At 42.1% G+C, this 25,463-nt stretch carries 26 protein-coding genes, 1 other RNA gene and 1 pseudogene; 11 read left to right on the top strand and 17 right to left on the bottom strand.

The genetic code is table 11. The features are described 5' to 3' along the window. Positions 1–53: 53 nt before the first annotated feature. From OCV24_RS04925 to OCV24_RS04915, 3 genes are all read right to left on the bottom strand, one after another. Entirely contained in the window at positions 54–383 is a 330-nt protein-coding gene (locus OCV24_RS04925; RefSeq protein WP_102506304.1) for an AzlD domain-containing protein, read from the bottom strand. Positions 384–385: 2 nt separating this feature from the next. After that, positions 386–1,114, bottom strand: a complete 729-nt coding sequence (locus tag OCV24_RS04920) for an AzlC family ABC transporter permease (RefSeq protein WP_102506305.1) — start codon at positions 1,112–1,114, stop codon at positions 386–388. A 103-nt stretch (positions 1,115–1,217) separates the two neighbouring features. Then, positions 1,218–2,051, bottom strand: coding sequence for an AraC family transcriptional regulator (locus tag OCV24_RS04915; RefSeq protein ID WP_017056975.1), 834 nt, complete (start codon positions 2,049–2,051; stop codon positions 1,218–1,220). Between the two features lie 309 nt (positions 2,052–2,360). Between OCV24_RS04915 and OCV24_RS04910 the strand changes: the two genes are divergently transcribed. The 3 genes from OCV24_RS04910 to OCV24_RS04900 all read left to right on the top strand — a co-directional run bounded on the left by OCV24_RS04910 (position 2,361) and on the right by OCV24_RS04900 (position 5,788). Further along, positions 2,361–3,122: a transporter substrate-binding domain-containing protein gene (locus OCV24_RS04910; protein ID WP_150878152.1), complete on the top strand. Its 762-nt coding sequence runs from the start codon at positions 2,361–2,363 to the stop codon at positions 3,120–3,122. Between the two features lie 550 nt (positions 3,123–3,672). Continuing rightward, entirely contained in the window at positions 3,673–4,272 is a 600-nt protein-coding gene (locus OCV24_RS04905; protein ID WP_017057182.1) for a hypothetical protein, read from the top strand. 16 nt (positions 4,273–4,288) lie between these two features. Beyond that, positions 4,289–5,788 carry a hypothetical protein gene (locus OCV24_RS04900; protein WP_198928341.1) on the top strand — a complete coding sequence of 500 codons (1,500 nt, stop codon included), beginning with the start codon at positions 4,289–4,291 and terminating at the stop codon, positions 5,786–5,788. A 211-nt stretch (positions 5,789–5,999) separates the two neighbouring features. Here the strand turns inward: OCV24_RS04900 and OCV24_RS04895 are convergent, their stop codons facing one another. Then, the gene (locus OCV24_RS04895) at positions 6,000–6,596 is read right to left on the bottom strand and encodes a tyrosine-type recombinase/integrase (protein ID WP_077681356.1); all 597 of its coding nucleotides are present in this window, start codon (positions 6,594–6,596) and stop codon (positions 6,000–6,002) included. Positions 6,597–6,749: 153 nt separating this feature from the next. On the opposite strand from OCV24_RS04895, the gene OCV24_RS04890 reads away from it, so the two are divergent. Then, the gene (locus OCV24_RS04890) at positions 6,750–7,289 is read left to right on the top strand and encodes a redoxin domain-containing protein (protein WP_017058056.1); all 540 of its coding nucleotides are present in this window, start codon (positions 6,750–6,752) and stop codon (positions 7,287–7,289) included. A gap of 98 nt (positions 7,290–7,387) precedes the next feature. Here the strand turns inward: OCV24_RS04890 and OCV24_RS04885 are convergent, their stop codons facing one another. The 3 genes from OCV24_RS04885 to OCV24_RS04875 all read right to left on the bottom strand — a co-directional run bounded on the left by OCV24_RS04885 (position 7,388) and on the right by OCV24_RS04875 (position 9,068). Next, positions 7,388–7,753: a winged helix-turn-helix transcriptional regulator gene (locus tag OCV24_RS04885; RefSeq protein WP_017058055.1), complete on the bottom strand. Its 366-nt coding sequence runs from the start codon at positions 7,751–7,753 to the stop codon at positions 7,388–7,390. Between the two features lie 32 nt (positions 7,754–7,785). Further along, complete coding sequence (locus tag OCV24_RS04880; protein WP_136998878.1) at positions 7,786–8,370, bottom strand: NAD(P)H-dependent oxidoreductase; 585 nt, start codon at positions 8,368–8,370, stop codon at positions 7,786–7,788. 305 nt (positions 8,371–8,675) lie between these two features. Continuing rightward, a complete protein-coding gene (locus OCV24_RS04875) occupies positions 8,676–9,068 on the bottom strand; it encodes a hypothetical protein (RefSeq protein WP_167514254.1) in 393 nt (130 codons plus the stop codon). 330 nt (positions 9,069–9,398) lie between these two features. Here OCV24_RS04875 and OCV24_RS04870 point away from each other — a divergent pair, with 330 nt between their 5' ends. Together OCV24_RS04870 and OCV24_RS04865 are read left to right on the top strand one after the other, a co-directional pair. Next, positions 9,399–9,842, top strand: a complete 444-nt coding sequence (locus OCV24_RS04870; protein ID WP_136997239.1) for a hypothetical protein — start codon at positions 9,399–9,401, stop codon at positions 9,840–9,842. Positions 9,843–9,871: 29 nt separating this feature from the next. Then, positions 9,872–10,504, top strand: a complete 633-nt coding sequence (locus tag OCV24_RS04865) for a peptidase M15 (protein WP_146441211.1) — start codon at positions 9,872–9,874, stop codon at positions 10,502–10,504. Between the two features lie 113 nt (positions 10,505–10,617). Here the strand turns inward: OCV24_RS04865 and OCV24_RS20775 are convergent. From OCV24_RS20775 to OCV24_RS04855, 3 genes and pseudogenes are all read right to left on the bottom strand, one after another. Beyond that, positions 10,618–10,875, bottom strand: a pseudogene (locus OCV24_RS20775) (Tn7 transposase TnsA N-terminal domain-containing protein); the annotation flags it as partial. A gap of 138 nt (positions 10,876–11,013) precedes the next feature. Beyond that, an RNA gene (gene ffs / locus OCV24_RS04860) (signal recognition particle sRNA small type) lies at positions 11,014–11,110 on the bottom strand. 195 nt (positions 11,111–11,305) lie between these two features. After that, positions 11,306–12,049, bottom strand: a complete 744-nt coding sequence (locus tag OCV24_RS04855) for a VP0952 family biofilm-associated protein (RefSeq protein ID WP_136998832.1) — start codon at positions 12,047–12,049, stop codon at positions 11,306–11,308. Positions 12,050–12,263: 214 nt separating this feature from the next. On the opposite strand from OCV24_RS04855, the gene OCV24_RS04850 reads away from it, so the two are divergent. Continuing rightward, positions 12,264–12,566 carry an MGMT family protein gene (locus OCV24_RS04850; protein ID WP_136998833.1) on the top strand — a complete coding sequence of 101 codons (303 nt, stop codon included), beginning with the start codon at positions 12,264–12,266 and terminating at the stop codon, positions 12,564–12,566. A 75-nt stretch (positions 12,567–12,641) separates the two neighbouring features. Here OCV24_RS04850 and OCV24_RS04845 read toward each other — a convergent pair whose 3' ends face one another. Beyond that, positions 12,642–13,082, bottom strand: coding sequence for a YbaY family lipoprotein (locus tag OCV24_RS04845; protein ID WP_017056971.1), 441 nt, complete (start codon positions 13,080–13,082; stop codon positions 12,642–12,644). 168 nt (positions 13,083–13,250) lie between these two features. Between OCV24_RS04845 and tesB the strand changes: the two genes are divergently transcribed. Then, positions 13,251–14,111 (top strand): acyl-CoA thioesterase II, encoded by an 861-nt coding sequence (tesB, locus tag OCV24_RS04840; protein ID WP_046225083.1) that lies wholly within the window; start codon positions 13,251–13,253, stop codon positions 14,109–14,111. A 105-nt stretch (positions 14,112–14,216) separates the two neighbouring features. Here tesB and OCV24_RS04835 read toward each other — a convergent pair whose 3' ends face one another. Both OCV24_RS04835 and OCV24_RS04830 read right to left on the bottom strand, forming a co-directional pair. Beyond that, positions 14,217–14,882 (bottom strand): hypothetical protein, encoded by a 666-nt coding sequence (locus OCV24_RS04835; protein WP_046225058.1) that lies wholly within the window; start codon positions 14,880–14,882, stop codon positions 14,217–14,219. Positions 14,883–15,031: 149 nt separating this feature from the next. Then, positions 15,032–15,487: an Lrp/AsnC family transcriptional regulator gene (locus OCV24_RS04830; protein WP_046225057.1), complete on the bottom strand. Its 456-nt coding sequence runs from the start codon at positions 15,485–15,487 to the stop codon at positions 15,032–15,034. A 145-nt stretch (positions 15,488–15,632) separates the two neighbouring features. On the opposite strand from OCV24_RS04830, the gene OCV24_RS04825 reads away from it, so the two are divergent. Further along, positions 15,633–16,700, top strand: a complete 1,068-nt coding sequence (locus OCV24_RS04825) for a PLP-dependent cysteine synthase family protein (RefSeq protein ID WP_150878149.1) — start codon at positions 15,633–15,635, stop codon at positions 16,698–16,700. A gap of 110 nt (positions 16,701–16,810) precedes the next feature. Here OCV24_RS04825 and OCV24_RS04820 read toward each other — a convergent pair whose 3' ends face one another. Together OCV24_RS04820 and OCV24_RS04815 are read right to left on the bottom strand one after the other, a co-directional pair. After that, on the bottom strand, positions 16,811–17,593 hold the full coding sequence (locus tag OCV24_RS04820; protein ID WP_150878146.1) for a sulfite exporter TauE/SafE family protein: 783 nt from the start codon (positions 17,591–17,593) through the stop codon (positions 16,811–16,813). A gap of 20 nt (positions 17,594–17,613) precedes the next feature. Next, a complete protein-coding gene (locus OCV24_RS04815) occupies positions 17,614–18,486 on the bottom strand; it encodes an NAD(P)-dependent oxidoreductase (RefSeq protein ID WP_150878143.1) in 873 nt (290 codons plus the stop codon). Positions 18,487–18,891: 405 nt separating this feature from the next. Here OCV24_RS04815 and OCV24_RS04810 point away from each other — a divergent pair, with 405 nt between their 5' ends. After that, positions 18,892–20,232, top strand: coding sequence for an aminotransferase-like domain-containing protein (locus OCV24_RS04810; protein ID WP_137007196.1), 1,341 nt, complete (start codon positions 18,892–18,894; stop codon positions 20,230–20,232). A 249-nt stretch (positions 20,233–20,481) separates the two neighbouring features. Further along, entirely contained in the window at positions 20,482–20,805 is a 324-nt protein-coding gene (locus tag OCV24_RS04805) for a DUF1244 domain-containing protein (protein WP_046225052.1), read from the top strand. 79 nt (positions 20,806–20,884) lie between these two features. Here the strand turns inward: OCV24_RS04805 and vexH are convergent, their stop codons facing one another. Together vexH and OCV24_RS04795 are read right to left on the bottom strand one after the other, a co-directional pair. Further along, on the bottom strand, positions 20,885–23,998 hold the full coding sequence (vexH, locus tag OCV24_RS04800; RefSeq protein WP_150878140.1) for a vibriobactin export RND transporter permease subunit VexH: 3,114 nt from the start codon (positions 23,996–23,998) through the stop codon (positions 20,885–20,887). Next, entirely contained in the window at positions 23,998–25,074 is a 1,077-nt protein-coding gene (locus OCV24_RS04795; protein WP_137007195.1) for an efflux RND transporter periplasmic adaptor subunit, read from the bottom strand. Before OCV24_RS04795 ends, vexH begins: the two co-directional genes overlap by 1 nt. Between the last annotated feature and the right edge of the window lie 389 nt (positions 25,075–25,463).

Raw genomic sequence — 25,463 nt, 5'->3', positions numbered from 1 at the left:
CAAATAGTGAATAAAGACATTAGAAGTCACCACGCCATACGTTGCAAGGTCAATCAGTTAAAAAGGAAATCAACTGCGACGAGATTGTAGAACAAAAACACCGCCATGCTGACGCCGATCGTTAGTAGCACATTGCCTGTTTTCCATATCAACACGCCAGTCACAAGAGCGCCTATCAAATAAGGATTCTCAAGGCTTGGCCAAAATGTCTGCTCCGGTGCAAACACAATCGGCCCCCAAATCGCAGTCAGCACCGCGGGGCTGGAGTAACGTAGCAAGCGTCTCGCTGTTTGGTTTAAACGAAGTGGGATTGCAGGCTCAAGAAACAGATACCGACTAAAGAACACAATCGCCGTCATGAGTAATATCGTTAACCAAATCATCTCTATTTACCCTCCACAATTGGCTTATTGCCATTGTTTCGCTCTTGAAACGACTCACTGGAAAAGCCAGCTAGCATGCCAGCAATCGCTGCAATCATTAGACCGCCTTCAACGTTATTCACCGCCATAGCAACCGAAGTAACCAATGAAACCACCACACACACGACAACAGGCAATGTTCTGATTAATGGAAAAACCAACGCAATAAAAGTCGCGGCTACCGCAAAGTCGAGACCAATTTCATTGAGCGACGGGATTTGGCTTCCTGCGACTATGCCAACGAAGCTTGCGATATTCCAAATAAGGTAAAAACCACCACCGACACCCACAGCGTACCAACGATTAAACTCTTGTTGAGACTGTCCACTGCATATCGCAAACAGTTCGTCGGTGAGCCAAAAGCCGAGTAGCAAACGCCAACGAGCCGGAAGGTGACTGATTTTGTCGCGCATCGATACACTGTATAAAAAGTGCCTTGAGGTGATAAACAAAGTGGTCAGCAGCATAGTGCCAAGGCCAATGCCCGCTTTAAACATACCCGCAGCGACCAATTGCGCCGAGCCTGCGAACAAAATCGCCGACATCGCTTGTGCTTGTAGTTGATTCAGTCCAGCATCTATTGCGTATGATCCCGCAAGAACTCCCCATGGGATCACTGCGATACTTAGAGGCATTCCGGCTAAAACGCCCTTCCATAATTGAGTGCGCCTATCCATTTTTTGACTATCCATATTATTCTTTTCTCTCTTCACATTGGCTATTCAATGTAAAAACACCTGAATGGATTCGATTGCATAAACTTGCTCAATTTAACAACCGAATTAACGAGTCGATTTAGAGCATTTTGATGTATTGCCCCGGCGTGTAACCATTGGCTTTTTTAAAGTGTCGATGAAAGTGGCTTTGATCGTGAAAACCACATTCTTGAGCGGTATCTGAAATCGAATGTCCTTGCTTCAACAACTTACGAGATAGCCTCAACCGAGACTGAATCTGATACGCATGTGGCGGAAGACCAAACTCTTTTTGGAAAGAGCGCACTAAATGAAACGGGCTTAAAGCTGCCAGTTTAGAGAGTTCTTCTAAGGAGACATCGGCTTGAGGAAAGTCATCTAAAAACTCTTTAACCAGAACAAGCTGACGCTGAGTTTTTCCATCCAATTGAGGCTTAAGGCTAGATTTCCCATGTCGACTAATCAACTTAACCAACATCCCGTACATCAATGTTTCACGTAACAAACGATTATCCGATTCATCAATCGCATTGAACACTAGCCTTAATTGGTTAGCTAGTTCAGGGTCTTCAACCACCGCTCTTGGGAAATAAGGCGCGCCGTAATTCGGTAGGTTAAGCTCTTGGGTAATCTTGGCGAGTTGCTCAGGAAGTGGATACATTGCGCGATACGCCCAACCACCTTCAGTAGCAGAGTGACCGCTATGCACTTCATCGGCGTTCACTAGAATAATGGCATCTCGAGGTGCGATATGATGCCCGCCCGTTCGATAGAAACGTTGAGCGCCCTGCTCAATAACACCAAGCGTGTACCCCTCGTGGCTATGGCGTGAGAAGTTCTGCTTTTCATATTCAGCATTCAGGATTTCAAGGCCACCGAGTTCTTCTGTGATCTTATATTCGGCCTTTTCTTTAGAACGTTTCTTGTTCTCCATAACAATTCCCAAGCCTGTTAATTATCGAGCGACTTATCAGTCTACTCTATAGGCTCTTTCAGCTTTTGTACAAAATTGCGCATTTGATCATTAACACAATTTTTATAGTGGGCTTTGAGTGCTCGATAACGATTTCTGATTGGGAGAGAACTTGATATAAGTGGTTGGTGAAAAATTGGAAAATCAGAGAGTCAATCAGACCCATCGTTTATACATTTATGTCTTAGTTCACATCGATGTGCATCCGCATTGATAAATATTAACAAGTAGTTAACTATCTACAGCTATTATTACTATAAGGAAATAAAAATGAAATGGATATTCGTTGCATTCGTCAGTGTGTTCTCTGCACTCACATACGCCAAAGATTGGCAGCAAATTCGCTTTACTGTTGAGGGAGCCTACCCACCGTTCAGTTGGACAACACAGGACGGAAAACTAGAGGGATTTGAGGTCGATTTAGCCAACGCGCTTTGTATCGAATTAGGGGTAAAGTGCATCATCTCCAAAACAGATTGGGACGGTATTATCCCTTCACTATTGAGTCGTAAGAACGATGCGATAATTGCAGCCATGACGATTACCGAAGAGCGTGAAAAAAAAGTTAACTTCACCATTCCATACGCCAAAGTCCCAACTCGTTTCGTGATGAAGAAAGATCGAGAGATCAATATGAGTGACGACAGCTTGAATGACCTAACTATCGGAGTTCAGCGTGCAACAATCGGAGATAAGTACCTTTCTGAAATATACCCGGATATAGATATGCGCCGCTACGGTACCTTCGATGAAGCATTTACAGACTTGTTAAATGGTCGTCTCGATACTGTGTTTGGTGGTTCAATAGGGCTAAATGCTGGTTTCCTTGAAACAGAACAAGGCAAGGACTACCACTTTACAGGCCCTAAATTCACAGAAGAGAAATGGTTTGGTCGTGGTATTGGTGTAGCAGTCAGAAAGCAAGATAACGAACTAAAAGATCTTATTGATAGTGGCATACAAAAGCTTATCGACAATGGTCAACATCAAAAAATCGCGAGTAAATATTTTACATACAGTATTTACGATTAGCAGGATGACATTCAAATGATGCAAAAATGGTTGTTTACACCTCTTGATTAACTTTGAATAGATGCTGTTGTAGAAGCTAAAGATAGCAAAAAGCCGCTCGTTAAGAGCGGCTTTTTTAAAGTGATGCTTACAACATAAGTTCGCATAACATTGCATCAAAAGTCTACAAATTTTAACAATACCCCAAATCCAACGTTGTAAAATTACCACCCCCGAATGAGCCCTTCGAGAGGCATAGTGAGTATGTGTGTAACACACTTTTGGACAAAAATGCGTTTAGGAAAATAGAACATTAGCAAAACATGAATAACTAAAAGTATGGAAAGTCATTTAACTTTGTATCCACTGTTGATGGAACAGGCCATTATGGCAATAAACCTGATTAAAACTGCTCGATAAGTACTTGCAATTCTTGTTCTTGGTTCATGCTCGATTACGATTTTTCCTGCCTATCACCACTCCTTATGCTGTCATTAAAATTCTTTATTATTCAGTGAGTTAATTTGTCCGTATTCTTTGGTATCTATTTGAAATACTAGGGGAAACAAAAATGAAAAATGGGTTAGTCTGCACATTAGCAGTGATGTTAATTGTGGGGTGCAAAGAATCGAATGAGCCAAACGCTGCTGTAGTGGAACAACCGAGTGTCACATCACACATAGAGAAAACACCTGAGCTAGTCGCGGAATTAAAGGCACAAGAAACAATTGATGATCAACTTAGGCTTCTATATGAGCGTTTTGAACCCATGCTTGACCGCAGCGACTCTCTTACTGGTACGGATGCAAACAATGATGGTATCCGCGATGACATTGAGGCGTTTATCGATGCGTTAGAAGTGACCGAGCCAGTCCGAAAAGCCTTAAAACAAGAGGCTCGGCAGGCACAAGAAAGTCTTTATCACGACTGGAATGCAAAGACCGATGCGAACATCAGAAAAGCACTCGACATTTCATACAAATACGACAAAGTACTCGCTTGTAAAGAGTTTGTTGGTATTCCTGTAAGAGATATAACCAATACAGGAAGAACCGTTGATGCGCTCACTTACAATACCAAAGCCCGCACTATGACTTATTTGGCTTACAATCACCTATTAAATGGTTCCGTAAGTACGCTCCTTGCTGCGGAGGCACAATATTGTGAATAAGCCAACAATATCACTCATGATTGCTGCTTTGCTGCCATTTAATGCAATCGCCAACTCATGCAAAATTGAAGGTTACACCATCGGTTTTTTTAACGGTGTTGCAACAACTGAAAAACAAGCCAAAGAAGGGATAAAAGAAATAAAATCCACTATAGATATCAACCAATACAACGGTGAGTCTGTCGAATACCAGCTTTTCTACAACGATTCTTATATTGAAGGAAGTGGCCTTAACGTACTGGCTGATTTTGCTGAAACCTTTGACCAAAGAACTTCCGAGTTAGAGCAGAAACAATTCGACCGGTGGGAGGCCTTTTGGGACATCGTAAGCGGTAGGCAAAACAGCGCTATCATCCAAAAAATCAGCGCCACTTTTGCTTGGTTTGCTGGGTTTGTTCTCGACTTCACAAACCAAACCATCAATGCAACTATCACGACATATTTAAAAGAACTAGCCTCACTTGTTGATGCCCCCGAAACTAGCCAGACTAGAATGCAGCATCATCTTTTAAATGACTCTCTTACGTGGAAAGGAAAAAAGCTCATTTACATCGCTCATTCACAAGGGAACTTATGGGTAAACGAATCATACAAGCATGTTACATCTCAATACGGTTACAGTGCCGATAACATTCGCGTCGTTCACATCGCTCCCGCTTCTCCAACCCTTAGCCCAGACAGTGATTATATTTTATCGACCTCAGATCTTGTGATTAATGGGCTGAACTTTACAGGGATAGGCAGCGTTCCGCCTCCCAACACCACGATAGCACCGAGCAAATTAGACTTTGCGGGACACGGACTCATTCCAATTTACCTCTCTCACCCTAAATCCATTGAGAAAATCAAAGCGTCGGTAGATAAAGCTTTCACGTCTCTTACTAAACCCGAGATGGAAGATTTTTTGTTTAAAATTGAGTTCAATTATAGTGCGAGCTATGACGCACTTCATGATAACCCTGTTTATGAAATTGTTGACGCAAATAAAACTGACGATTTTGGTTCTTACCTAAAGTCTCCTTCTTTTTATCTCAGTCCAGAGGGTGATTCTTGGTTCAAAAGGAACGTGGATTCTTATATACAAGATGAAGATAGATTGCCATTTAGAGTTGAGAACAATGCTGTGGTTTTGTTTGATACTTGTAAAAGCCCGAACGAGGCAATGAATGACATTCCATCGATTCCCTCGCAAGACACTTATATGTTCGTACAATGGCGAAATTTAAAACGCTTTGAGCGAGGTACATTTAAAGATATTTGGAGGTCAAGAAAGATGACCGATAGATATGGATTGGTAGATGAAACCCCAATAGCATTTCGAGATATGGACGACGACTATTTCATTTGTGCTGGGGATGGAGATGCGATTGAACTAGAAGCAACACAACACTTTTATAATGAGGAGCAACGTCAATATTTAGCCTCTCAGTATTTGTCAGGACGTTATGATGTGTCGGCACGATATGAGACACCTTACCTTCCTTTCCAACCTACCAATCTTTGCCAAGGTCATTGATCATTATCTTCATCCACAGAATCAATGTATTAGTAACGAATTCTCATCAACTAATCGCTAAATGACAAATATTATGTAGTCATGATTCAGATAACTATTAATAAGTAAAAACAGTATTAGCAAGATGCTGATGAGTATCAACTCTAAATGATAATGGGGCAACACCTTGTCGGTGAACAATAGGAACCCTACTAAATAGGGTTCATTTCGACTAACAATCCGTGCCTTCTGAAAGTAACAATGCATCTTCTAATTCGACACCAAGGTAGCGAATAGTGTTATCTACCTTTGTATGCCCCAGTAAAAGCTGTACCGCTCGGATATTTTTAGTTTTTGCATAGACCAGTGTCGCTTTTGTTCGTCTCATCGAGTGAGTACCATATAGGTTCGGATCTAACCCAAGGTTTAACGCCCACTTTCTAACTAGATAGCGGTAGTACGAATAGCTTATAGCTTTGTGCTTACGTCTTTGACTTGGAAAAAGAAAATCTCTGCTGCCTAGTGAAGCAATCAAAATCCATTTAATTAGGCTTTGTTGAGTTCTTGTCGTTATCTCAAATTGAACTTCAATGCCCGTTTTTCGCTGAATATGTTTAACGCGATTAAATATCCTATCTTGCGAAGATACATCACAAACTCTGAGAACGAGCAAATCACTCGCTCTAAGTTTGCTATCAATAGCTAAGTTGAGCAACGCAAGCTGCATCAAATTATTTTCAATTTCTAATCTGGTTCTGATCCGCCAAATTTCCTCAAGCCGAAAAGGCTTTTTGACGCCACTTCGTTTTGTTTTGTTGAAAACCACCATGATGAACTCCTTTTTGATTTGGTCATCACGATTGTAGTTGGAAGAAATGGACAGTTTCCTTATCTAGGTTACCAAAAGTATACTAGTTGAAACTATTCTGATCTTGCCCTACGTTTTGAATTACTTAGTAATAGTTAAATCCAAGGAGCCAAGATGGGATACTCAAAGAAACTGAAAGCAGGTGCTACTTTCCCTGTATTGGAAGCAACTAAAATAGATGGAACAAAAGTGAAGTTAGGTCAGCCACAAGGTGAAGCTACTTGGCAGGCTGTATTCGTTTATCGTGGTAAACACTGCCCACTTTGCACAAAATACTTGAATGAAATAGAAACTTATAAACAAGCCTTTTCCGATGCCGGTGTCGATATTCTGGCTGTCTCTGGCGATTCAAAGGAACAATTAGAACAACATCTAGAAAAGCTCGATATAAGCTTCCCGATTGCTTATGGTTTAAGTGAGCAACAAATGAAAATGCTAGGACTTTACATTTCACTACCGCGCTCTGAAAAAGAGACTGACCATAACTTTGCAGAGCCGGGGTTATTTGTAATTAATGAGCATGGAAATGTTCACGTAGTAGATCTATCAAACAACCCATTTGTGAGACCTGAACTTGGTGCACTTACACGGGGGTTAGCTTGGATTCGCGACCCAGATAATCATTATCCAATCCGAGGTACGTTAGATTACTAAATGTAGCTTGCTAGAACGAGACAGTTCCGAATAACTCTCGTATAAAAAAGGCAACACCTTAAGATGTTGCCTTTTTGCAATGTTAACTTTCATTGAAATTACTTGAGTTGGATATCGTTACTTTCCGACCACTTTCTTAACTCATCAAGAATATTCAAGGCACTTCTTCCAAACTCGGTAAGCTCATAGCTTACGGCTAGCGGCTTTTCATTTAGCACTCGACGTATCACCATATTTTCGTTTTCGAGTTCCTTTAGGCGTTGGTCTACCATCTTCTTACTTGCGCCACCGAGCATGCGTGAAAGATCATTAAACCGAACCGGACCATCTTTCAAATGATAGATAATTGAACCTTTCCATTTAGCTCCTAAAATCCTCATTCCTTTTTCAATAGCACATGGCTCGCCGCAGGCATGAATAACACTTTTGTGTCCTTTTGCATTTATTTCAACTTTTGCTTTCATACAGCCTCGCTAAAAACGAATCCAGACCGTTACTAGAATACTTCGTTGAGGTGCGCTTCAAATCGAGCGAAGTCATTCTCAATATCGGCATTCTTCATAACATCGTAACATGCAAAAGTAGGCAGTGCAGACATACCAAAAAATCGGAAATTTGCGTGCATGTGGAACATCAAATCATCCACACTTTTACCTTGGAATAGGTATTCATCTTGGCTATTAAACGATTCTTGTGGAGCATTAAATGTTAGAGAAAGCATGTACTTGGTGTTTGTAAGTGTACCGCCTGTACCATAGTTTTTAGTCGGTTCATCTTCACTGCGGCCATCGAAAGCACACAACGCACCTCCCATTCCGGCTGTGAACACTTCATCCATATATTTCTTGAAAGACCAAGGGATCGTCATCCAATTAACAGGGGATTGCAGAATGACTCGATCAGCCCATTGAAAGTGGGCCAATTGTTCATCAACAACATACTCTTCTTGCATGGTCACAACGCGAACAATATGTCCTTTTTGCTCTAAAAGTGTAACAGCTTTGTCAACCAAAGACGCATTAAGTTTGCCTTCTGAAAATGGCGATGGCTCGTGGGCATTGATGATAAGAATGTTGCTCATTGTTAATTACTCCGCATATAAAGATTGGATAGACAAGTGAAGTCATAGCTCCTTGTCTGCTGCGGTATATATTAGTTACCTAAAAAGCGAATTCAATTAGTATACTTTTAGTAACCTAGTCAAAAAATTAGTTGGATTGACTTAAGTGATAGCTTTATATAGAGATCTTAGTATTAGTTTCTTTAGTGCAAAACCTGTTTAATTCTTCAACGTAATATTCAGATGTAACTCGCCTTGGGGCAGAGACGAGTTAGCACAATAGTGCCGACAAAGCTCGTCACGGTTTTCACCCTGAATAGAGTTTACTAAGCTCGACCGAAAGCTTTTAAGAAGTTCTTGGGGTGTTGGTGAAATCTTACATGATCGGGGTGATTAACCCTCCTCTTTCCCTTGAAGGGCGGCGCAATATATCCCCAATTTGAACATCTTGAGAAATATATTACATAATCAACCTGTGTATTCTGCCATTGGTCAGTAACAACGGTGTTTTCATCAAAGCACTCTACCGATTTCACTTGAATTCGATAGAACTTATTCCCATCAGAAACCAGTACATCAGTCTTCATTCCATGATCGATCATCGGCATAAAGACTTCCCAACCGTCTTGTAATAGCCAACTAGCCAATAATGTTTCATAGGAGATACTTTTGTAGTATTTCTTTGCTTCAGAGGAAGTATGGAGTGTTTTTACAGGCATAGTAATATCCTAATTACATGCTGAGTGTCTTTTTAGCACAAGACATCCAGCGAAGCCTCCCTTTGGGGGGCGCTTCAATTAGGATTCACAATGGCTCTATTGAGGTCTCATCAACTAGCAATGGGAGCTGCCCCTAGTCTTCTACCGTTTGGTTACCTTGACTATTAATACTAGCGTTCACGTATCGTGAGTGAATCAGTCGTGTTCATATAAAGATAAACAAAGTTCATAATTTCGTCAATTCTAATGCTGGTGAAAAAGCGTCATTAGACAGACAAATTAAAAGATCCCAACTATCTTTATAACAGTCGGAAAGTTGGGATTCCTACCATGTTAAAAACAATCATTACTTGGGTTAGGAAGTGGATTACAAAAGCTACTTCCCATCCAAAAGAGCCTGCGGTACAGCCAATCAAAACTAATATTGAAACCCTGCATGCTCAGGCACCTAAAACATTGTCCGAAGAATACCTCGATGAAAAAAATAAAGTGAGACACCGACTGGAACGCTGGGCTTTGCATCAAGATCAAATCAATAGTCGTATCCTTAATGCTTATTTAACCCTAGAGCGTAAAGGCTATTCTCCTATAACTATCACGATGCTTCAGAACCAACTTCTAGACATGAAAACTTTCCTACCCAACTTCAATCAAATGAAAAGTATCGCCCCACACAATCATGCGAAGGTATTTGATGTTAGGGGTGAAAGTGTGCGTATTTGGAGTGTTGTTGAAGTTCATGTACGAGAGTATGAAAACAAGATCTTTCACTAGAAAACTGGACAGGTTAAAAAGGTTTAAGTATGAAAACTCCGACTACGGTATCCAACCTAGAAAAACTCGGGCGCGTGCGCCTATCTCCTTCCTTTTTTATGAGGGACTTTCTTCACTCTGAAATAGCACAAATTGAGCAGCTAACCAATGTTCCGGATTATCCTGACATAGCTATTGAATCGGGTAGAAACCTTTGCCAGAAGATACTAGAACCAATAAGTAATAAATTTGGCAGGATCAGTATTCGATCTGGCTATCGTTCACCACTAATTAATAACGTAGGAAATGAAAAGAAGTATAATTGCGCATCAAATGATAAAAACTATGGTGGTCATATTTGGGACTACAGGGATAAAGACGGCCTATTAGGAGCTACAGCTTGTATCGTCGTAAATTATTTTATTCCTTACTATGAAGAAACAGGTCACTGGCAAGCACTGGCATGGTGGATTCACGACAATATTCCTGATTACTCTGACATCTGTTTTTTCCCTACTTTTGCCGCATTCAATATCACCTGGCGCGAATCCGAACCACGCAAAGTAATACGCAGCTATATTCCTGAAGGCAAAGGGGTTCTAACAAAGCCTTCTTATGACAATCACCACGGCTACCACCATCAAGAATACGCAGCATTCATTAACAGCCTTGTGCCAAACTAATCCCGCAAAACAAAAAACCATCAAGCCTAAACATGGTGGTTTTGATTATTAACTGCTTGTTCAGCAGGAGGGTTGCTTTCTTCCTGGCCTATTCTTAGCTGCCTATGCGGCAGTTTTACTTCGAAGAGGGTTAACTGCTCGTTGTGATCTGTTATTAAAAAGTCTGGAGTATACCGGCTCTTACGATTATTGAATTGATAGTGGAAGCCAAAAGGTTGAGAGGTAAAACTTTTAATGTTTGCGTTATATTCAAGGTGAAAGCAGAAATCGAACTCCAAAATGGAGAGAGTGCGAACAACAGCATCATTCTTCAAGCTCATGAACTTACAGATGTTGTGTACGTGAGATGATTTCTTGGTTTGGTCGAACATAGCAAATCACTTTTGTTGTAAACCTACAACAAAAAATAGACTATGAAGACTTATGATGCAAATATGAAGACTTATGATGCAAAAATGAAGAAAGCCTGCAATTTATGCGAACATATATTGCAGGCTTCATAAAGGGTGGGAACCCAGCCACATCCCGGCACACAAGTCACTCGCTGCGGCTGCTCCCTTCCAGGCCTGACCGAGTTCACGAATTATTGTTGCGGGAGGACCAGGCCCCCATAGATTCGATTTCTAAGAGGTTTGCCTCAAAGAGTGATTGGATTATTCAGCATCACAGCAACCATTGCAAGCCCTTACACCTTATTTTTTAACAATTGCTGCTTAAGTGCTTATCCTTTATCCAAACCATTAAAAAATCGCAGGTAAATTCACCATTTACCTACATTTAGGAGCAATGGTTTCTATAGGGCTAGATATCGATGTCTTCGTTATCTTCTGTCCTAATGATGTAATCTGTCATCCATGCGGTAGTCAGCAAGCATAGCCAAACCACAAAAACAGGGCTTGGCACCTCAATACTTGGGGTGACCACCAAAACAGCAAACCCTACCGTTGGCAATGTCCAACACAATAACTTATTCCAACGAAAGGTTTTCAAGCGCGTTAGAGTTTCCATTGAAGCCATAATGCCGGTCACACACAAGGCAACCAAAGCCGCATAAGGTAAATCAGCTATCCATAATGGCAGTATTAAGCCTAATGACCACCAGCTGTGTCGGCTGGCTGGCTTAAGATGATTTGCCGCCCACCAAATAACAATGATTGATAAGGTTTGAAGTGTGGTAACCCACGGAACACCTTCAAGCTTGCCTGCTGATTGCGTGACCATAATTCCGACCTGTAAGGTGGTCACGATCAGGCCAGAAATAATCACGACAGACAAACTACTTCTTCTTGAAAAGACCACCATAAGTAGTGGGAATAGCACCCATGCGCTGACAGAAAGTGTGATTGGCTGTAAAGGAAGGGTTAAACCGTAAGTAGTCATGGAAATAAGCAAAGCTAATCCTGCAATCCCTCCCTGCGGTAAAACCCATAGCGCGGGAATGACCATCGCAAGTACTGGGATGTCACCGTCACTTAAACTGATTGCTCTCGCGCAAATAACCGCTAATAATGTTGTGATTAGAAACTGAAATGTCGAAAACACCATAGCTCTCTCCTTCTACCGATCCGTGGTACCATACCAATCGTAGTAATTAACTGGTCACCCTAGCTTGTTAAAAAACTCGATAACCTCGTTAGATTTTTTGATTGGAGAATAACTACTTATCAAAAAAATCTGCCTTGCTCTCAAGCTTTTTCCCTGCGCTATTTTTGAACACTTACTTACTGTGATTGGTATTTATGAACTAGGAACATTTAGTATGGACCAATTTTTGAGCCAAATCTTTGCTGTGATTCACCAAATTCCATATGGAAGAGTAACAACTTATGGAGACATAGCACGTTTTTCAGGTTTTCCGGGCTATGCGCGGCACGTAGGAAAAGCGCTGGGGAATTTACCAGAAGGAAGCAAACTGCCTTGGTATCGAGTGATCAACAGTAAAGGAGAAATCTCTTTGAAGGGTGATTCGTTTGATCGTCAAAAGAAACATCTGGTTGAAGAAGGGATTGAAGTAAGTGACGCAGGAAAGGTCAAACTCAGAATATACAAGTGGCAGCCCTAGAGCTGCCATCAACCGCCGATTCAACAGGCTAAGTTAAGCTAATTAAGATGCCTTAAAAGTGGTATCCACGACTAATTAACGAACACCAACCAAGCGTAGGTCTGCTTGTTGCGTGTTTTCAACGTCTGTAATCACTGACTTAATCGTATCAGTTGTGAAACGCAGTTTGCCGTCAACATGAATCGTTGCGCGCATGTTGTAACGGTGGTTAGGTTGAATTTTGTTGTTATCGTAGCTCAGTTCGAATGCGAACGGTACTTGCTTACCGTCAGTGGTGAATTCTTGAGTTGCGATAACCGTTGATGGCGCGTCAGCCAGTGAAATATCTTCTAGCGTTACGGTCACCACTGCATTCTCAGGCAATGCAATTCTTTCGCGATAACTTACTGTTCCTGAAATTACTTGAGCGTTGTCTGCAACCACTCCCTGAGAAGTGTTGGTTTCTGATGTTGCTTGGCAGCCAACAAGTAGACCAAACGATACTAAAGATGTAATAAGAATTAGAGCCTTTTTCATATTCAATTTCTCTCAACATGTTTACCGGATTCGGCAAATCTACACACCGATTATAAGAGAGCTTTTATATTCTGTCTTGAAACCCTATGATTTATTGACAGATATCTGACTAAGCTAAATGATTAGCATCATAATCTGACACTCATTTTACGAAGAGGAATGCTGGCGATGAGTCAACCTTTACAAGAATTACTAAGTTTACTTCAGCTAGAGAAACTGGAAGAAGGTTTATTCCGTGGGCAAAGTGAGAACCTCGGTCTGCCTCAGGTTTACGGTGGTCAGGTACTGGGACAAGCACTTTCCGCTGCTCGCTATACCGTTCAAGACGACCGTAGCGTTCACTCGTTCCACAGCTATTTTCTATTCCCCGGCGATCCTGAAAAACCCATTATTTATGATGTTGAGAACCTAAGAGATGGACGCAGCTTCAGCACGCGCCGAGTTAAAGCGATTCAAAATGGCCGCCCCATTTTCTATCTCACGGCTTCTTACCATGGCGATGCTCCAGGCTTTGAACATCAAAATGAAATGCCAAGCATCCCAGGGCCAGAGAACTATGCATCGGAAACCGAGTTAGCGAGCCACATTGCTGAATTTCTACCAAAGAAGCTACGCAAAACCTTTTGTGGCGAAAAACCAATTGAGATGCGCCCTGTAACGGTCGTGAATCCACTCAACCCTAAGAAGACAGATGCGAAACAGTACCTTTGGGTAAGAGCAAATGGCGCAGTGCCAAACAACCAATTGATTCACCAATACTTGCTTGCTTACGCATCTGATTGGGGATTCTTGGTGACAGCGCTTCACCCTCATGAAGTTTCTATCATGACGCCGAACTTCCAAGTGGCGACGATTGACCATTCAATCTGGTTCCACCGCCCATTTAAGATGGATGAATGGCTTCTTTATGCAATTGAAAGCCCGACGGCGGCGAACACTCGTGGCTTAGTTCGCGGCGAAATCTTTAATCAGAAAGGTGAGCTCGTAGCGACAGCCGTTCAAGAAGGTGTGATGCGCTTTACTAAATAGCGATCAAACATTGTTTTAAAAGCCACAATAAAAGAGAGGCCAAGTTTAATACCTAGCCTCTCTTTTTAATTCTAGCGATAAGTCATTACATAGAGTTCGTAACCCCTACTCAACCTCTAACGTAGGTTCGAATTCGCTTTGTACTCGCGTTTTGATGCCGTCTCCAGCGTCTCGCAGTAAATTAAATGGCGATAGCACTACGCCTTTCACCGCTCCTTCTGCTGCACCTTGAGCCAATGCTTTACTCTTATCGGCTAGCAAATTGGCTTGATCTAAAATACCCGGCACTTCGGCTCTCAGCATTTCAGATTCAGCAATCACCACCGGAATCGTTTGTTCGCGGTAAGACTTACTTTCAGCCAGCATAGGTGGCATTACGTCTACTCGGTATCGTTTCAACTCAGTCAATGTTGACGGAATCACATCCATTCTTACCTGCTCCACTTCCGTTCGAACGTTTTTCACTTCATCTAAAATGGACGGGATTTTACTGTCGACCGATGAAACAGTCTGATTCACTTTCTCGGCGGTTCTTCTTACATCTTCAACAGTATCTAACACGTGCGGGGCAAGTTCATCGATATGCTCAGCAAACGCTAACCACTCTTCGACTTTCAGGCCCTTAGTCAATACTGATAAATCTTCGATGACTTTAGGGTAAGTATCCACAATTTCACCGACTTTATTAGTAAACGAATAGATAGTGTAACCCAAGTAAAAAATGGCGACAGCTAACACCAGCTGGATAGCGGTAGATACTTTTGTAAACATGGAAAATCCTTTTCTTTATCTCGTCGAAGCGATGTCTAAGCTTAAATTATATCTAACCAGAAACTAATTAACCGAAACTATGTATGACTCATAAGGTCGCGAATAAGGTCGCGAATAAGGTCAGCTAAACAAAGTTGTTCTAAGATGCATTACAACGGCAGTGCTGTTGTGTACTTTAATGGCTCCATGGCAAACGTCGAGGTCACATTGGAAATGCCATCAATACTGTTAACCAATCGTTTGTAGAAGTCATCAAAGCACTTCATGTCTTTAACCTGCACCTTCATCATATAATCATATTCGCCAGCCATGCGATAGAACTCCATCACTTCTGGAAATTCCGACACAGTAGTCACAAAACGACCATACCACTCATGAGAATGATCACTGGTTTTCACCAATACGAACGCGGTAAAGGAAAGATCCAGTTTTTCCGGGTTTAGCAGCGCGACTCTTTTCTCAATGATGCCGTTCTCTTCGAGGCGCTTAAGCCTTTTCCAACAAGGCGTTGTGGTGAGGTTGACCGCTTCAGAAATATCGTTCAATGACAGCGTACTGTCTTCTTGCAGTAATCCTAATATCTTTTTATCTACGGCATCAATCATATTTTCACCAAACGGCATTTAAGAGAAAAATTTTCTACAATTTAAACAAAACAAAGCAAATATGGCAAAGTTTTTCTCCGGGATTATCGCTAAATTAGGACCATACAAATTCTAAAAATTCCTACAAAAAATCAAGAGAACGCCTATGTGTACTGACCACCAATGGATTAACAATGCAATTCAAAAAATTGAAGCTGACTACCAACGTTCAGCGGATACGCACCTTATCAAACTCGATTTACCAAGTATCGAAGGCATTGACATTTATCTCAAAGATGAAAGTACACACCCAACGGGATCATTGAAGCATCGTTTAGCGCGATCTCTATTCTTATATGCTATCTGTAATGGTTGGGTTGGCCCAGAAACAACCATCATTGAATCTTCGTCAGGCAGTACAGCAGTGTCTGAAGCGTACTTTGCTCGACTACTTGGCCTGCCGTTTATTGCGGTAATGCCAAAATGCACAGCAAAGAGGAAAATAGAGCAGATTGAATTCTACGGCGGTCAAGCTCATCTTGTCGATCGGTCTGATCAAATCTATGCTGAGTCTCATCGTTTAGCTGACGAACTCAATGGTCACTACATGGACCAATTTACTTACGCTGAACGTGCAACTGACTGGCGTGGTAACAACAACATCGCGAACTCGATTTTCAATCAAATGCAGATGGAAGATCACCCAGTTCCAACTTGGGTGGTAATGAGCCCAGGAACAGGCGGAACTTCAGCAACTATTGGCCGTTTTATTCGCTACCAACAACATGAGACTAAACTTTGTGTTGTTGACCCTGAAAATTCGGTATTCCACGAATACTTCCAAACAGGTAACGCGGACGTGAAAGGCAGTACATTCAGCAAGATTGAAGGTATTGGTCGCCCACGTGCAGAACCAAGCTTCATTCCTGGTGTGGTTGACGAAATGCGCAAAATTCCAGACGCAGCAAGCATCGCAACCACACATTGGTTGTCTAACATTCTTGGCCGCAAGGTTGGCGCATCAACGGGTACAAACATGTACGGTGTGCTTCAGCTAGCCAGTGAAATGAAAGCGCGTGGCGAAAAAGGTTCTATTGTAACTTTGCTATGTGACAGCGGTGAGCGCTACCTAGATACTTACTTCAATGGCGAATGGGTAAACCTGAATATCGGTGACCTGCAACCTTATACAGCGAAGCTAGAAGCTTTCTCGCAAACGGGCGAGATCGTTTAAGGGCGATAGTACGTACCTGTTACAAAATAAAAAAGAGCCCTTAATGGTGATGCCGTTCACTCTTAAGTGAACGGCATTAGTTTCATTGTGTAGACTTTTGTGGCTAGTTTTTAGAGCAGGAATTTATAACCTAGCGAAATCATCAGTAGACTGAGTGAGACTGATATGGTCCGTTGAATCAGTTTGGCACCATACTTCATGGCCGATGAACTCCCGACATGGTTACCAAGTAAATTCATTGCTGCTAAAGGTATTGCCAGCAAATATAAGACATTACCTGCAATCATAAATGCGAATAATGCGCCGATGTTGGAAGAAAAGTTAAACAGCTTTGAAGTCGCTGATGCCGAAACTAAATCGAATCTAAGTAAGTAATGTAAAGCTAGAATTAAAAAACTACCTGTACCTGGACCGAAAAATCCGTCATAAAAACCAATGATAAATACAGCGGCTGGAACGCCAAATAAAATTACTTTTTTGTTGATTGGATCTGAATTTTCTTCATTACGATTCTTCTTAGGAATGAAAGATAAAATAATTCCGAACGGAAGCATAAAAAGAATGATTTTTCCGATTGTATCAGGGTCAAAGTAAAGGATCGCTTGTGCACCCGCATACGCACCGATGAGGCCGGCTGGGATACCAGTTGCCGCTGCGCTCCAAATTACTTTCTTATTTCGAACAAAGTTTCGAATAGCTGCGATAGTACCTAATGTGCTGACAATTTTTTCTTGCCCCAGAGCTAATTGAGGTGGCAATCCTGCAAGGATAAAAGATGGCACTAAGATTAATCCTCCACCGCCTGCTACTGAGTCAATGAACCCGGCCGCAAAGGCCGATACCATTAATGCTATTAGTATTAAAAGTGTAATGTCGTTACCGAAGAGTTCCATACTGAAAATTCCTGTCGAAGTTATCGCTCGTAGATTTTGAAAAGCACAGAAGTATCCATACGACCAAAACCTTGCTGCTGTAGAGATTGATATTCACTGTCTACTTTTTCTGTTAGCGGAAGCGTAACACCCATCTTATTAGCTTCATTTAGGCAAATGCTGAGATCTTTGTGCATCCAGTCAATAGCAAAACCAAAATCGAACTTATCTTGCGACATAGTCACGGTTCTATTCTCCATTTGCCACGAACCTGCGGCACCATGCTTTAATACATCAACTAATTGGTTAATATTGAGATCTGCTTTTTTTGCCAGAAGTAGACCTTCGCTTAGCCCTTTTAATACACCTGCAATACAGATTTGATTAACCATCTTACTGCGCTGTCCCTGGCCATTTTTACCCATTAAAGTCGATTGCTTACCATAACTTTTCATCACGGGTTCTACGCGATCAAAAACAGTTTGTTCACCACCACACATAATTGTCAGAGCTGCATTTTCAGCTCCTGCCTGACCACCTGATACTGGAGCATCGATAAACGAAATATTCTTTTCCATACATGCTCTAGCCAATTCCTCCGCAAGCTCTGCAGATGTTGTCGTGTGGTCAACCAAAACAGAGCCTGTAACCATACTTGCGAGCACACCGTCTTCTCCATATACAACACTTCTTACGTCGTCATCATTCCCTACGCATAAAAACACAATGTCACAGTTAGTCGCAGCTAACCCTGGAGTTGGCTCGTATTCACTAGAAAATTCTTGCGCCCATAATTTTGCTTTGCTTTCTGTACGATTAAACACTTTGGTCTTGTACCCTGCTTTTGCAAGATGACCCGCCATTGGAAAACCCATTACACCTAAACCAATAAAAGCGACGTTGTTTGATTTCATTTTATTTTCCTTAATCTTTTCCAATATGTTGAAATTCTGGGAAGGCTGGAACGATACGCTCTAATGTACTCATCCCAAACAGGCGAGCTAGCCAGCGGTCTGAACCATCCGATCTGGATTTAAAACCTTCACGGCTATGTAAAAGCCGTTGGTTCTTAATTATCAGTAATGTACTTCTTGAACACTTTATTTTTTAAGTGTCCCTACCTTTTCTTTTAGAATTTATTAAGCCTAATCTGATGTTGTCATAGCTCACATTGAGTTATATCAATATCACTTAAATACAGATTATTTCCAAAATTGAACTATGTCAATGTAAGGTTTTGTTTTTATTTAAAAGAATAAAAACTAAAAAGACATATGTTATAATCGATTAAAAATCAGGATTGTCCGGGGAGGCACCTTGTGAGCAATAGTAAATTCATTCGTATCGCAGAAGTTATAGAGCAGAAAATTGAAACAGGTGAGTTCCCACCAAGCTCAAAACTACCCACTCATCGATTACTTGCAAGGGAGCTAGGCACTACGCCCGCAACCGTTGCAAAAGCTTATAAGTTGCTTAATGACAAAGGATGCTTGGAGTCATTTATTGGACGCGGTACGTTCGTTCGAGCTAACTCAGAACTTGATAAAGCCATCCAAGCTCCCGATAAAGAAGAAAACTATAACTTCTCTATACTTCAACCTTGTCTAGAAAGAAATGTACCTGCGTTGAAAAATGCCTACCGGCAATCAGCGGATTTACTGACCTCTGACTTTGTTGGATATGTTGAGCATTCAGGGCATGACGATCATAGAGCGGCTGGTGTTAAATGGGCGGAAAAATACGGCTTAGAGGGAGCAAACAGCGAGAATATGTTGCTGACGAATGGTGCTCAACACGCTTTGTCTTTACTCATTGATGCTTTAACAAAGCCTGGGGATACTATTCTAGTCGAACGACTTACCTATCCAGGCATCCTGGCCATTGTAAACATGTCAGACCGTCATGTAATTGGTGTCGATCTTGATGAATATGGTTTATGTCCAAAAGCTTTGGCGAGTGAAATTGATGCACACCAAGCCGCCATGGTGATAACTGTTCCTAGCCATCAGAACCCAACAGGGCTCTCAATGCCTGAATCCCGAAAAAAGGAAATAGCACAAGTTATTAACGATAAGAGAGTTTGGTTAGTTGAAGATGATATTTATTGCTTTTTAGATGATGAACCAATACCTCCAATAGCTAATTTTGCTCCAGATTATACGTTCCACATTTCAGCACTATCTAAAGCTATCAGCCCTGCTATGCGTTGTGGTTACCTAAAAGCCCCTGAAAGTCAGATAACAGCTCTTAATGCAAATATTAGAACTAACATTTGGCTTGCGTCTCCAATTAATTTTATTGCAGCGACTTTGTTGATTGAATCCGGTGATGCTTTTCGGTTAGCGGATCAACAAAGAGAAGTTGCGAATGAAAGGCAGAAGATGGTGAGGGAGATTTTTACTTCTATAGAGTTCACGGCGTCTGGATATCATATTTGGTTACCACTACCTGCTCATTGGCAGCCAGATCGATTTGCTATGGAAGCCAAAAACCGAGGTGTAATAGTTACTAGCGGTAGTTACTTCTGCGCAAATAATGAAAGTACGCCACATGTCAGATTATCTTTGATGTCTATTGGGAATGAGGCTCGATTGAGAGATGGCTTGAATCAGCTCCAACTACTATTGGACTCTGACATTAATAGCTTTTTCCCATATTAAGGAATCGAACAAATGGTTTTGAAGTAACTAAGGCGTAAATTAGCTTGGTGGAAGCCTACCCTTTTGCATCGCCACCATACCAGTAAACACAAGCTCTCAACATTATGATAAAACCTCAACACAATTGAACCATCAGTAAAACAGAGGCAAATATCGTTACCAGAGTTGATGAGTCGAGTCTTTGCATCAATAACCTAGCAATGTAGACTCAATACTCATAGACAATAAAACTCATAAAAGGAAGAGATTGTGGCGCAATTTAAATATAAACAACTAACCCAAGAAGAACAAGATAAGCTGGATGCTGCAGCATTTCGTCGACTATTGGCGCATTTAGACTCTAATAAAGAGGTCGCTAATATAGACTTAATGATTTTAGCGGGTTTCTGCCGAAATTGTTTTAGCAAATGGTATGCTGCTGAAGCTGAATCTATAGGCGCTGACCTGAATTTAGACGACGCCCGAGAACGTGTCTATGGGATGACATATGACGAATGGAAGCGTAACCATCAACCAAAAGCGACTCCAGAGCAATTAAAGGCATTTGAAGCTAGCCAGGCAAAAAAGAAATAAAGTTTCGATACTATAAAAGCCTGCTATTCGCTAGGAGCAAACGCAGGCTTTTCTGTAGTGTTACATTATTCCGTGTTCATTAACCGTGACTACTTCTTCCCACGTTATCATGACTAAGCTCTTTATTAAGCTCCGCTTCCACGTGACCCGGAGAGCGTGTTGAGCCAGAAATCAGGCGATACATCGCAGGGATAACGAACAGAGTAACTAAGGTCGCAAAGCCCATACCAAAGAAAATAACCGTACCCACAGCCACTCGGCTTTCATAGCCTGCGCCCGTTGAAGTAATCAATGGGATTGCACCGGCTAGTGTGGTGAACGCCGTCATCAAGATTGGACGTAAACGTCGAGCCGAAGCATCAATGATCGCCTTTTCAAACTCAATGCCACGGTCACGAAGTTGGTTAGCAAACTCTACGATCAAAATACCGTTTTTGGTCACCATACCGATCAACATAATCATACCAATCTGGCTGTACACGTTGAGCCCTTGGTCCATCAGCATCAAACCTAAGAAGCCACCAAAGATACCCATAGGTACGGTGAACATCACCACCAGTGGGTTAATGAAGCTCTCAAACTGCGCGGCCAATACCAAATACGCCACTAACATAGCTAATGCAAACACAATTAAGATACTTGACTGGTTCTCTTTGAAGTCTTTTGATTCGCCCGAGTAGCTCACTGATATGTCACCCGGTAGCTGCTCAATCGCTTGTTGATCAAGGAAACCCAGAGCATCGCCCAGCGTGTAACCTTCCATGAGGTTCGCTTTGATGGTTACTGACTTCTGCTTGTTGTAGTGCGACAAACGAATCGATGATGCCACTTCTTCAATGTGCGTCAGCGTATCAAGCGTTACTAGCTCGCCAGACTGAGTTCGCATGTAAATTTGACTCAAGTCATTCGCATTGTTAAAACTATTCTCATCACCACGTAGGTAAACATCATACTCTTCACCGCGTTCAACAAACGTTGTTTCACTCTTACCACCAAGCATGATTTCTAATGTATCTGAAATGTCTAAGACGCTCACACCCAGCTCTGCTGCACGCTGTTTGTCTACCGTAACCAATAACTCTGGTGTTTTTTCAGAGTAATCGATATCCGCACCTTCCATCATTGGAGAGTCTTCAGCCGCTTGCTTTAGTATCTCGCCCCACTTTTGTAATTCCGAGTAATCAGAGCCGCCCAACACAAACTGTACTGGCTCACTAGAGCCGCCTTGGAAACCTGGCATGAACGGGAATACACGCACATCAGGAATACCATTCAAAGATTTTCGAACTTCGTTCAATGCTTCTTGCGCCGTCACATTTCGCTCGTCCCAATCTTCTAGGATCATGATAACGAAACCTGTTTGGTCACCCGCATTTCCCCCAAACGCTGGTGATTGAATGCTGAATGATTTCAAGAAACCTTGACCAAGCAACGGCATTAAGCGCTCTTCAACAATGTCCATGTTGGCAGACATACGGTTGTAACTGGTTGCATCAGCACCACGAACAAACGCAAAGATAACGCCACGGTCTTCTTGTGGAGTTAGTTGTGAAGGCACTTGTTGCATCAAGCCATAACTGCCGCCCATGCAAGCGATAATGATGATTGGAGCAGCCCAACGCCAGTTTAGCGCGCGGCGCAATACCGCTTTGTATCCAGCTTCTAGCTTGCCAAACACACGTTCTACAAATCGATTGAAGCGGTTTGGTTTTACATTTGCTTTTAGAATCTTACTGCCAAGAACTGGCGTTAGCGTTAATGCCACCACAGATGAGAAGATCACCGACATCGCCAACAATACCGAGAACTCAGTAAACAGAAGGCCTACCATACCATCCATAAACGAGATCGGTAGGAACACCATGACCAGAACTAGCGTGGTTGCGATTACCGCAAAGCCTACTTCACGCGTGCCTTTATAAGCGGCAAGCAGTGGCGATTCGCCGCGTTCAATGTGATGGAAAATGTTCTCTACTACCACGATCGCGTCATCTACCACCAGGCCGATAGACAGGATCAGTGCCATCAAGGTAATCAGGTTTATAGAGAAGCCGAAGTAGTACGCCGCAATAAACGACGAGATCAAAGAAACAGGAACAGTTACCGCAGGGATCAGGGTTGCACGTGCTTGGCCAATAAAGATGTAAAGCACAAGGATAACCAAGCCCCCCGTGATAAAGAGCGTGCTGTAAACCTCTGAAATCGAACGGTCGATAAACACCGTTGAGTCATAATCGACAGCAAGACGAGTACCATCAGGCAAGAATTTTTGAATTGCTTCGACTTCTTTATGGACTAAGTCAGCAACCTCAAGTGGGTTCGCATCTGACTGAGGTACAATGCCCATACTGACGTTAACCACGCCATCACTTTTAAAGGTTGAGTTTTCATTTTCTGCGCCAATGTAAACATCAGCCACGTCTTTCAAGTAGATAGGTGTGTTATCTGAAGATCGTTTTACTACTAAGTATTCAAAATCTTTTGCTTGGGTATACGAACGAGCAGTACGAACCGACATCACAATTGCATCGTTACGCACTTCACCACCAGGGCTTTCAATGTTCTCACTGTTTAACGCCGATGTAATATCAGAAGCAGTTACGCCACGTCCCGCCATCTCAGCAGGTTTCAGCTTCACGTACATTACTTTGTACAAGCCGCCAGAAATATCCACTGAACTCACACCAGAGATCAAACTAAAGCGATCAATCAACACACGCTCGGTGTAATCGGTTAACTGCGTTCGGTCCATCTCGGTTGAGCTGAGGTTGATGTAAACCGACGCTTCACCACTACCATTGTTCTTATAGACAATTGGATCGTCGGCTTCATCAGGTAACGATCGCTGTGCTCGAGCTACTGCATCACGCACATCACTCACACCGGTATTTAGATCATAACCCAACTCAAAGGTGATCGTGATTCGTGACGAGCCGTTTCGGGTAGTCGACTCAATTTCATCGATACCGCTAATGCCGGAGAGCTGGTCTTCAAGATTAGAAGTAATCTGGCTCTCAATGATGGTGGCTGATGCCCCTTCATATCGAGTACTAATCGATACTACCGGGCTTTCAATATCTGGCATCTCACGAACTGCGAGCTTGCTAAACGATACAAGACCAAACACAACCAAAAGCAAGCTCAGTACGATAGCTGCTACTGGTCTCTTGACTGAAACATCAGATAACAACATTAGTTAGCGCCTTCTTGTGTTGCTGTATTACCATCAAGATTAGCTGAGCGATTAACGGCGAGTTCTTGAACCAACACTCCATCGCGCATATTCACGATGCCTTGCACCACAATCTTCTGACCAATCTCGATCCCTTTATCAATCACGACTTCGTTATCAATACGCGCGCCCAAGAACACTTCTGTTCGAGTTGCCTTGTTATCTTCGCCAATCACGTAAACAAAACGTTTCGTACCAGAGTATTCCAATGCTTGAACCGGGATAATCGGTGCTTCAACTGGTGGGAAGTCCATATTAGCTGCCACTAACATACCCGGTTTCAAGTAATCATTGTTGTTATCAAAGTGGATTCGAACTCGTAAATTCAAGGTTTCAGCGTTGATACGTGAATCAATGCCAACCACTGTGCCAGTGAACTGAGTATCACCCCATGCACTGGTGCGAGCCGTTACTGTCATGCCTTTAGACAATTTAGAAAGGTAACGCTCAGGAATTTGGAGATCTAGCTGCATGACAGATAGATCATCTAAGGTCACAAGTTCAGTACCGGATGTCACCATTTTACCGCGGCTAAAGTCGATAAAGCCGACGGTACCAGAGAAGGGAGCACTGATATGAAGATCTTTCAGATTGGCATTTGCGGCAGCTAAGCGAGCATTCGCAATCTCAACATTGGTTTTCTGCGCGTCAATTTCAGTTTGCGTAATCGCGTTACGTTTCACTAGTCGTTGAAATTCCGCTAGCTTACGCTTTTCATCTTTTAGGTACGCTTGCGCCTCTGCAACCGCGGCTTTGGCTTTGTCGTCATCTAATTGGACCAACATTTGCCCTTTAGTGACATCTTGATTAGCTTTAATATTGATAGAGTCAACCCTGCCCGCTACTTCAGAAGTAATGATCACAGATTGCTCGGCTTCTAACTTACCGACCAAAGAAAGAGACTGACTGACTTGATGGACATCGACCTGTTCAGTAACAACAGTGACAGCGCTTGGGCCCATCAGTTTTGCTAGTGTGGTTGGAGACGCCATAACAATCGAAAAGATAAAGAGGGGTAAAACAGATTTACGCTTCATAATAATGGTCTGCAAGTAAGGTTATACCAATCACAGTGAGCAAGTGGTCAGAAATAGCGCAGGAAAAAGGCTTGAGAACAAGGCAGCTCTTTTCAACAGATAGTTTCGATAAGTAGTTATTCTACAATCAAAATATCTGACGCTGTTCTCGAGCATTTTAGCAAGCTAGGATGACACCTTGATTTACTACGATTGGTATTATTATCTATAAATGAAATTAACCGTATTCTATCAACTGATGAATGTTATAACGTCAAGAAGTGTAAATCTAAATTAAATTCTGTTTACCTTTCTTCAATAACTAAACAAACCTAACACAATACAGAAAGTTAATTACCTCAAGGTGTTACTAATCAATACGTAAACCTTAATACAGATGTTCACTTCAC

The sequence above is a fragment of the Vibrio kanaloae genome (genome assembly GCF_024347535.1).
Classification (GTDB): Bacteria; Pseudomonadota; Gammaproteobacteria; order Enterobacterales; family Vibrionaceae; genus Vibrio; species Vibrio kanaloae.
This window is presented reverse-complemented; position numbering and strand designations above follow the sequence as displayed.

What these genes read in the sequence shown, in the direction of transcription:
- OCV24_RS04925 (WP_102506304.1), bottom strand. Translation starts at nt 383, where the DNA reads ATGATTTGGTTAACGATATTACTCATGACGGCGATTGTGTTCTTTAGT.
- OCV24_RS04920 (WP_102506305.1), bottom strand. Translation starts at nt 1,114, where the DNA reads ATGGATAGTCAAAAAATGGATAGGCGCACTCAATTATGGAAGGGCGTT.
- OCV24_RS04915 (WP_017056975.1), bottom strand. Translation starts at nt 2,051, where the DNA reads ATGGAGAACAAGAAACGTTCTAAAGAAAAGGCCGAATATAAGATCACA.
- OCV24_RS04910 (WP_150878152.1), top strand. Translation starts at nt 2,361, where the DNA reads ATGAAATGGATATTCGTTGCATTCGTCAGTGTGTTCTCTGCACTCACA.
- OCV24_RS04905 (WP_017057182.1), top strand. Translation starts at nt 3,673, where the DNA reads ATGAAAAATGGGTTAGTCTGCACATTAGCAGTGATGTTAATTGTGGGG.
- OCV24_RS04900 (WP_198928341.1), top strand. Translation starts at nt 4,289, where the DNA reads ATGATTGCTGCTTTGCTGCCATTTAATGCAATCGCCAACTCATGCAAA.
- OCV24_RS04895 (WP_077681356.1), bottom strand. Translation starts at nt 6,596, where the DNA reads ATGGTGGTTTTCAACAAAACAAAACGAAGTGGCGTCAAAAAGCCTTTT.
- OCV24_RS04890 (WP_017058056.1), top strand. Translation starts at nt 6,750, where the DNA reads ATGGGATACTCAAAGAAACTGAAAGCAGGTGCTACTTTCCCTGTATTG.
- OCV24_RS04885 (WP_017058055.1), bottom strand. Translation starts at nt 7,753, where the DNA reads ATGAAAGCAAAAGTTGAAATAAATGCAAAAGGACACAAAAGTGTTATT.
- OCV24_RS04880 (WP_136998878.1), bottom strand. Translation starts at nt 8,370, where the DNA reads ATGAGCAACATTCTTATCATCAATGCCCACGAGCCATCGCCATTTTCA.
- OCV24_RS04875 (WP_167514254.1), bottom strand. Translation starts at nt 9,068, where the DNA reads ATGCCTGTAAAAACACTCCATACTTCCTCTGAAGCAAAGAAATACTAC.
- OCV24_RS04870 (WP_136997239.1), top strand. Translation starts at nt 9,399, where the DNA reads ATGTTAAAAACAATCATTACTTGGGTTAGGAAGTGGATTACAAAAGCT.
- OCV24_RS04865 (WP_146441211.1), top strand. Translation starts at nt 9,872, where the DNA reads ATGAAAACTCCGACTACGGTATCCAACCTAGAAAAACTCGGGCGCGTG.
- OCV24_RS04855 (WP_136998832.1), bottom strand. Translation starts at nt 12,049, where the DNA reads ATGGTGTTTTCGACATTTCAGTTTCTAATCACAACATTATTAGCGGTT.
- OCV24_RS04850 (WP_136998833.1), top strand. Translation starts at nt 12,264, where the DNA reads ATGGACCAATTTTTGAGCCAAATCTTTGCTGTGATTCACCAAATTCCA.
- OCV24_RS04845 (WP_017056971.1), bottom strand. Translation starts at nt 13,082, where the DNA reads ATGAAAAAGGCTCTAATTCTTATTACATCTTTAGTATCGTTTGGTCTA.
- tesB (WP_046225083.1), top strand. Translation starts at nt 13,251, where the DNA reads ATGAGTCAACCTTTACAAGAATTACTAAGTTTACTTCAGCTAGAGAAA.
- OCV24_RS04835 (WP_046225058.1), bottom strand. Translation starts at nt 14,882, where the DNA reads ATGTTTACAAAAGTATCTACCGCTATCCAGCTGGTGTTAGCTGTCGCC.
- OCV24_RS04830 (WP_046225057.1), bottom strand. Translation starts at nt 15,487, where the DNA reads ATGATTGATGCCGTAGATAAAAAGATATTAGGATTACTGCAAGAAGAC.
- OCV24_RS04825 (WP_150878149.1), top strand. Translation starts at nt 15,633, where the DNA reads ATGTGTACTGACCACCAATGGATTAACAATGCAATTCAAAAAATTGAA.
- OCV24_RS04820 (WP_150878146.1), bottom strand. Translation starts at nt 17,593, where the DNA reads ATGGAACTCTTCGGTAACGACATTACACTTTTAATACTAATAGCATTA.
- OCV24_RS04815 (WP_150878143.1), bottom strand. Translation starts at nt 18,486, where the DNA reads ATGAAATCAAACAACGTCGCTTTTATTGGTTTAGGTGTAATGGGTTTT.
- vexH (WP_150878140.1), bottom strand. Translation starts at nt 23,998, where the DNA reads ATGTTGTTATCTGATGTTTCAGTCAAGAGACCAGTAGCAGCTATCGTA.
- OCV24_RS04795 (WP_137007195.1), bottom strand. Translation starts at nt 25,074, where the DNA reads ATGAAGCGTAAATCTGTTTTACCCCTCTTTATCTTTTCGATTGTTATG.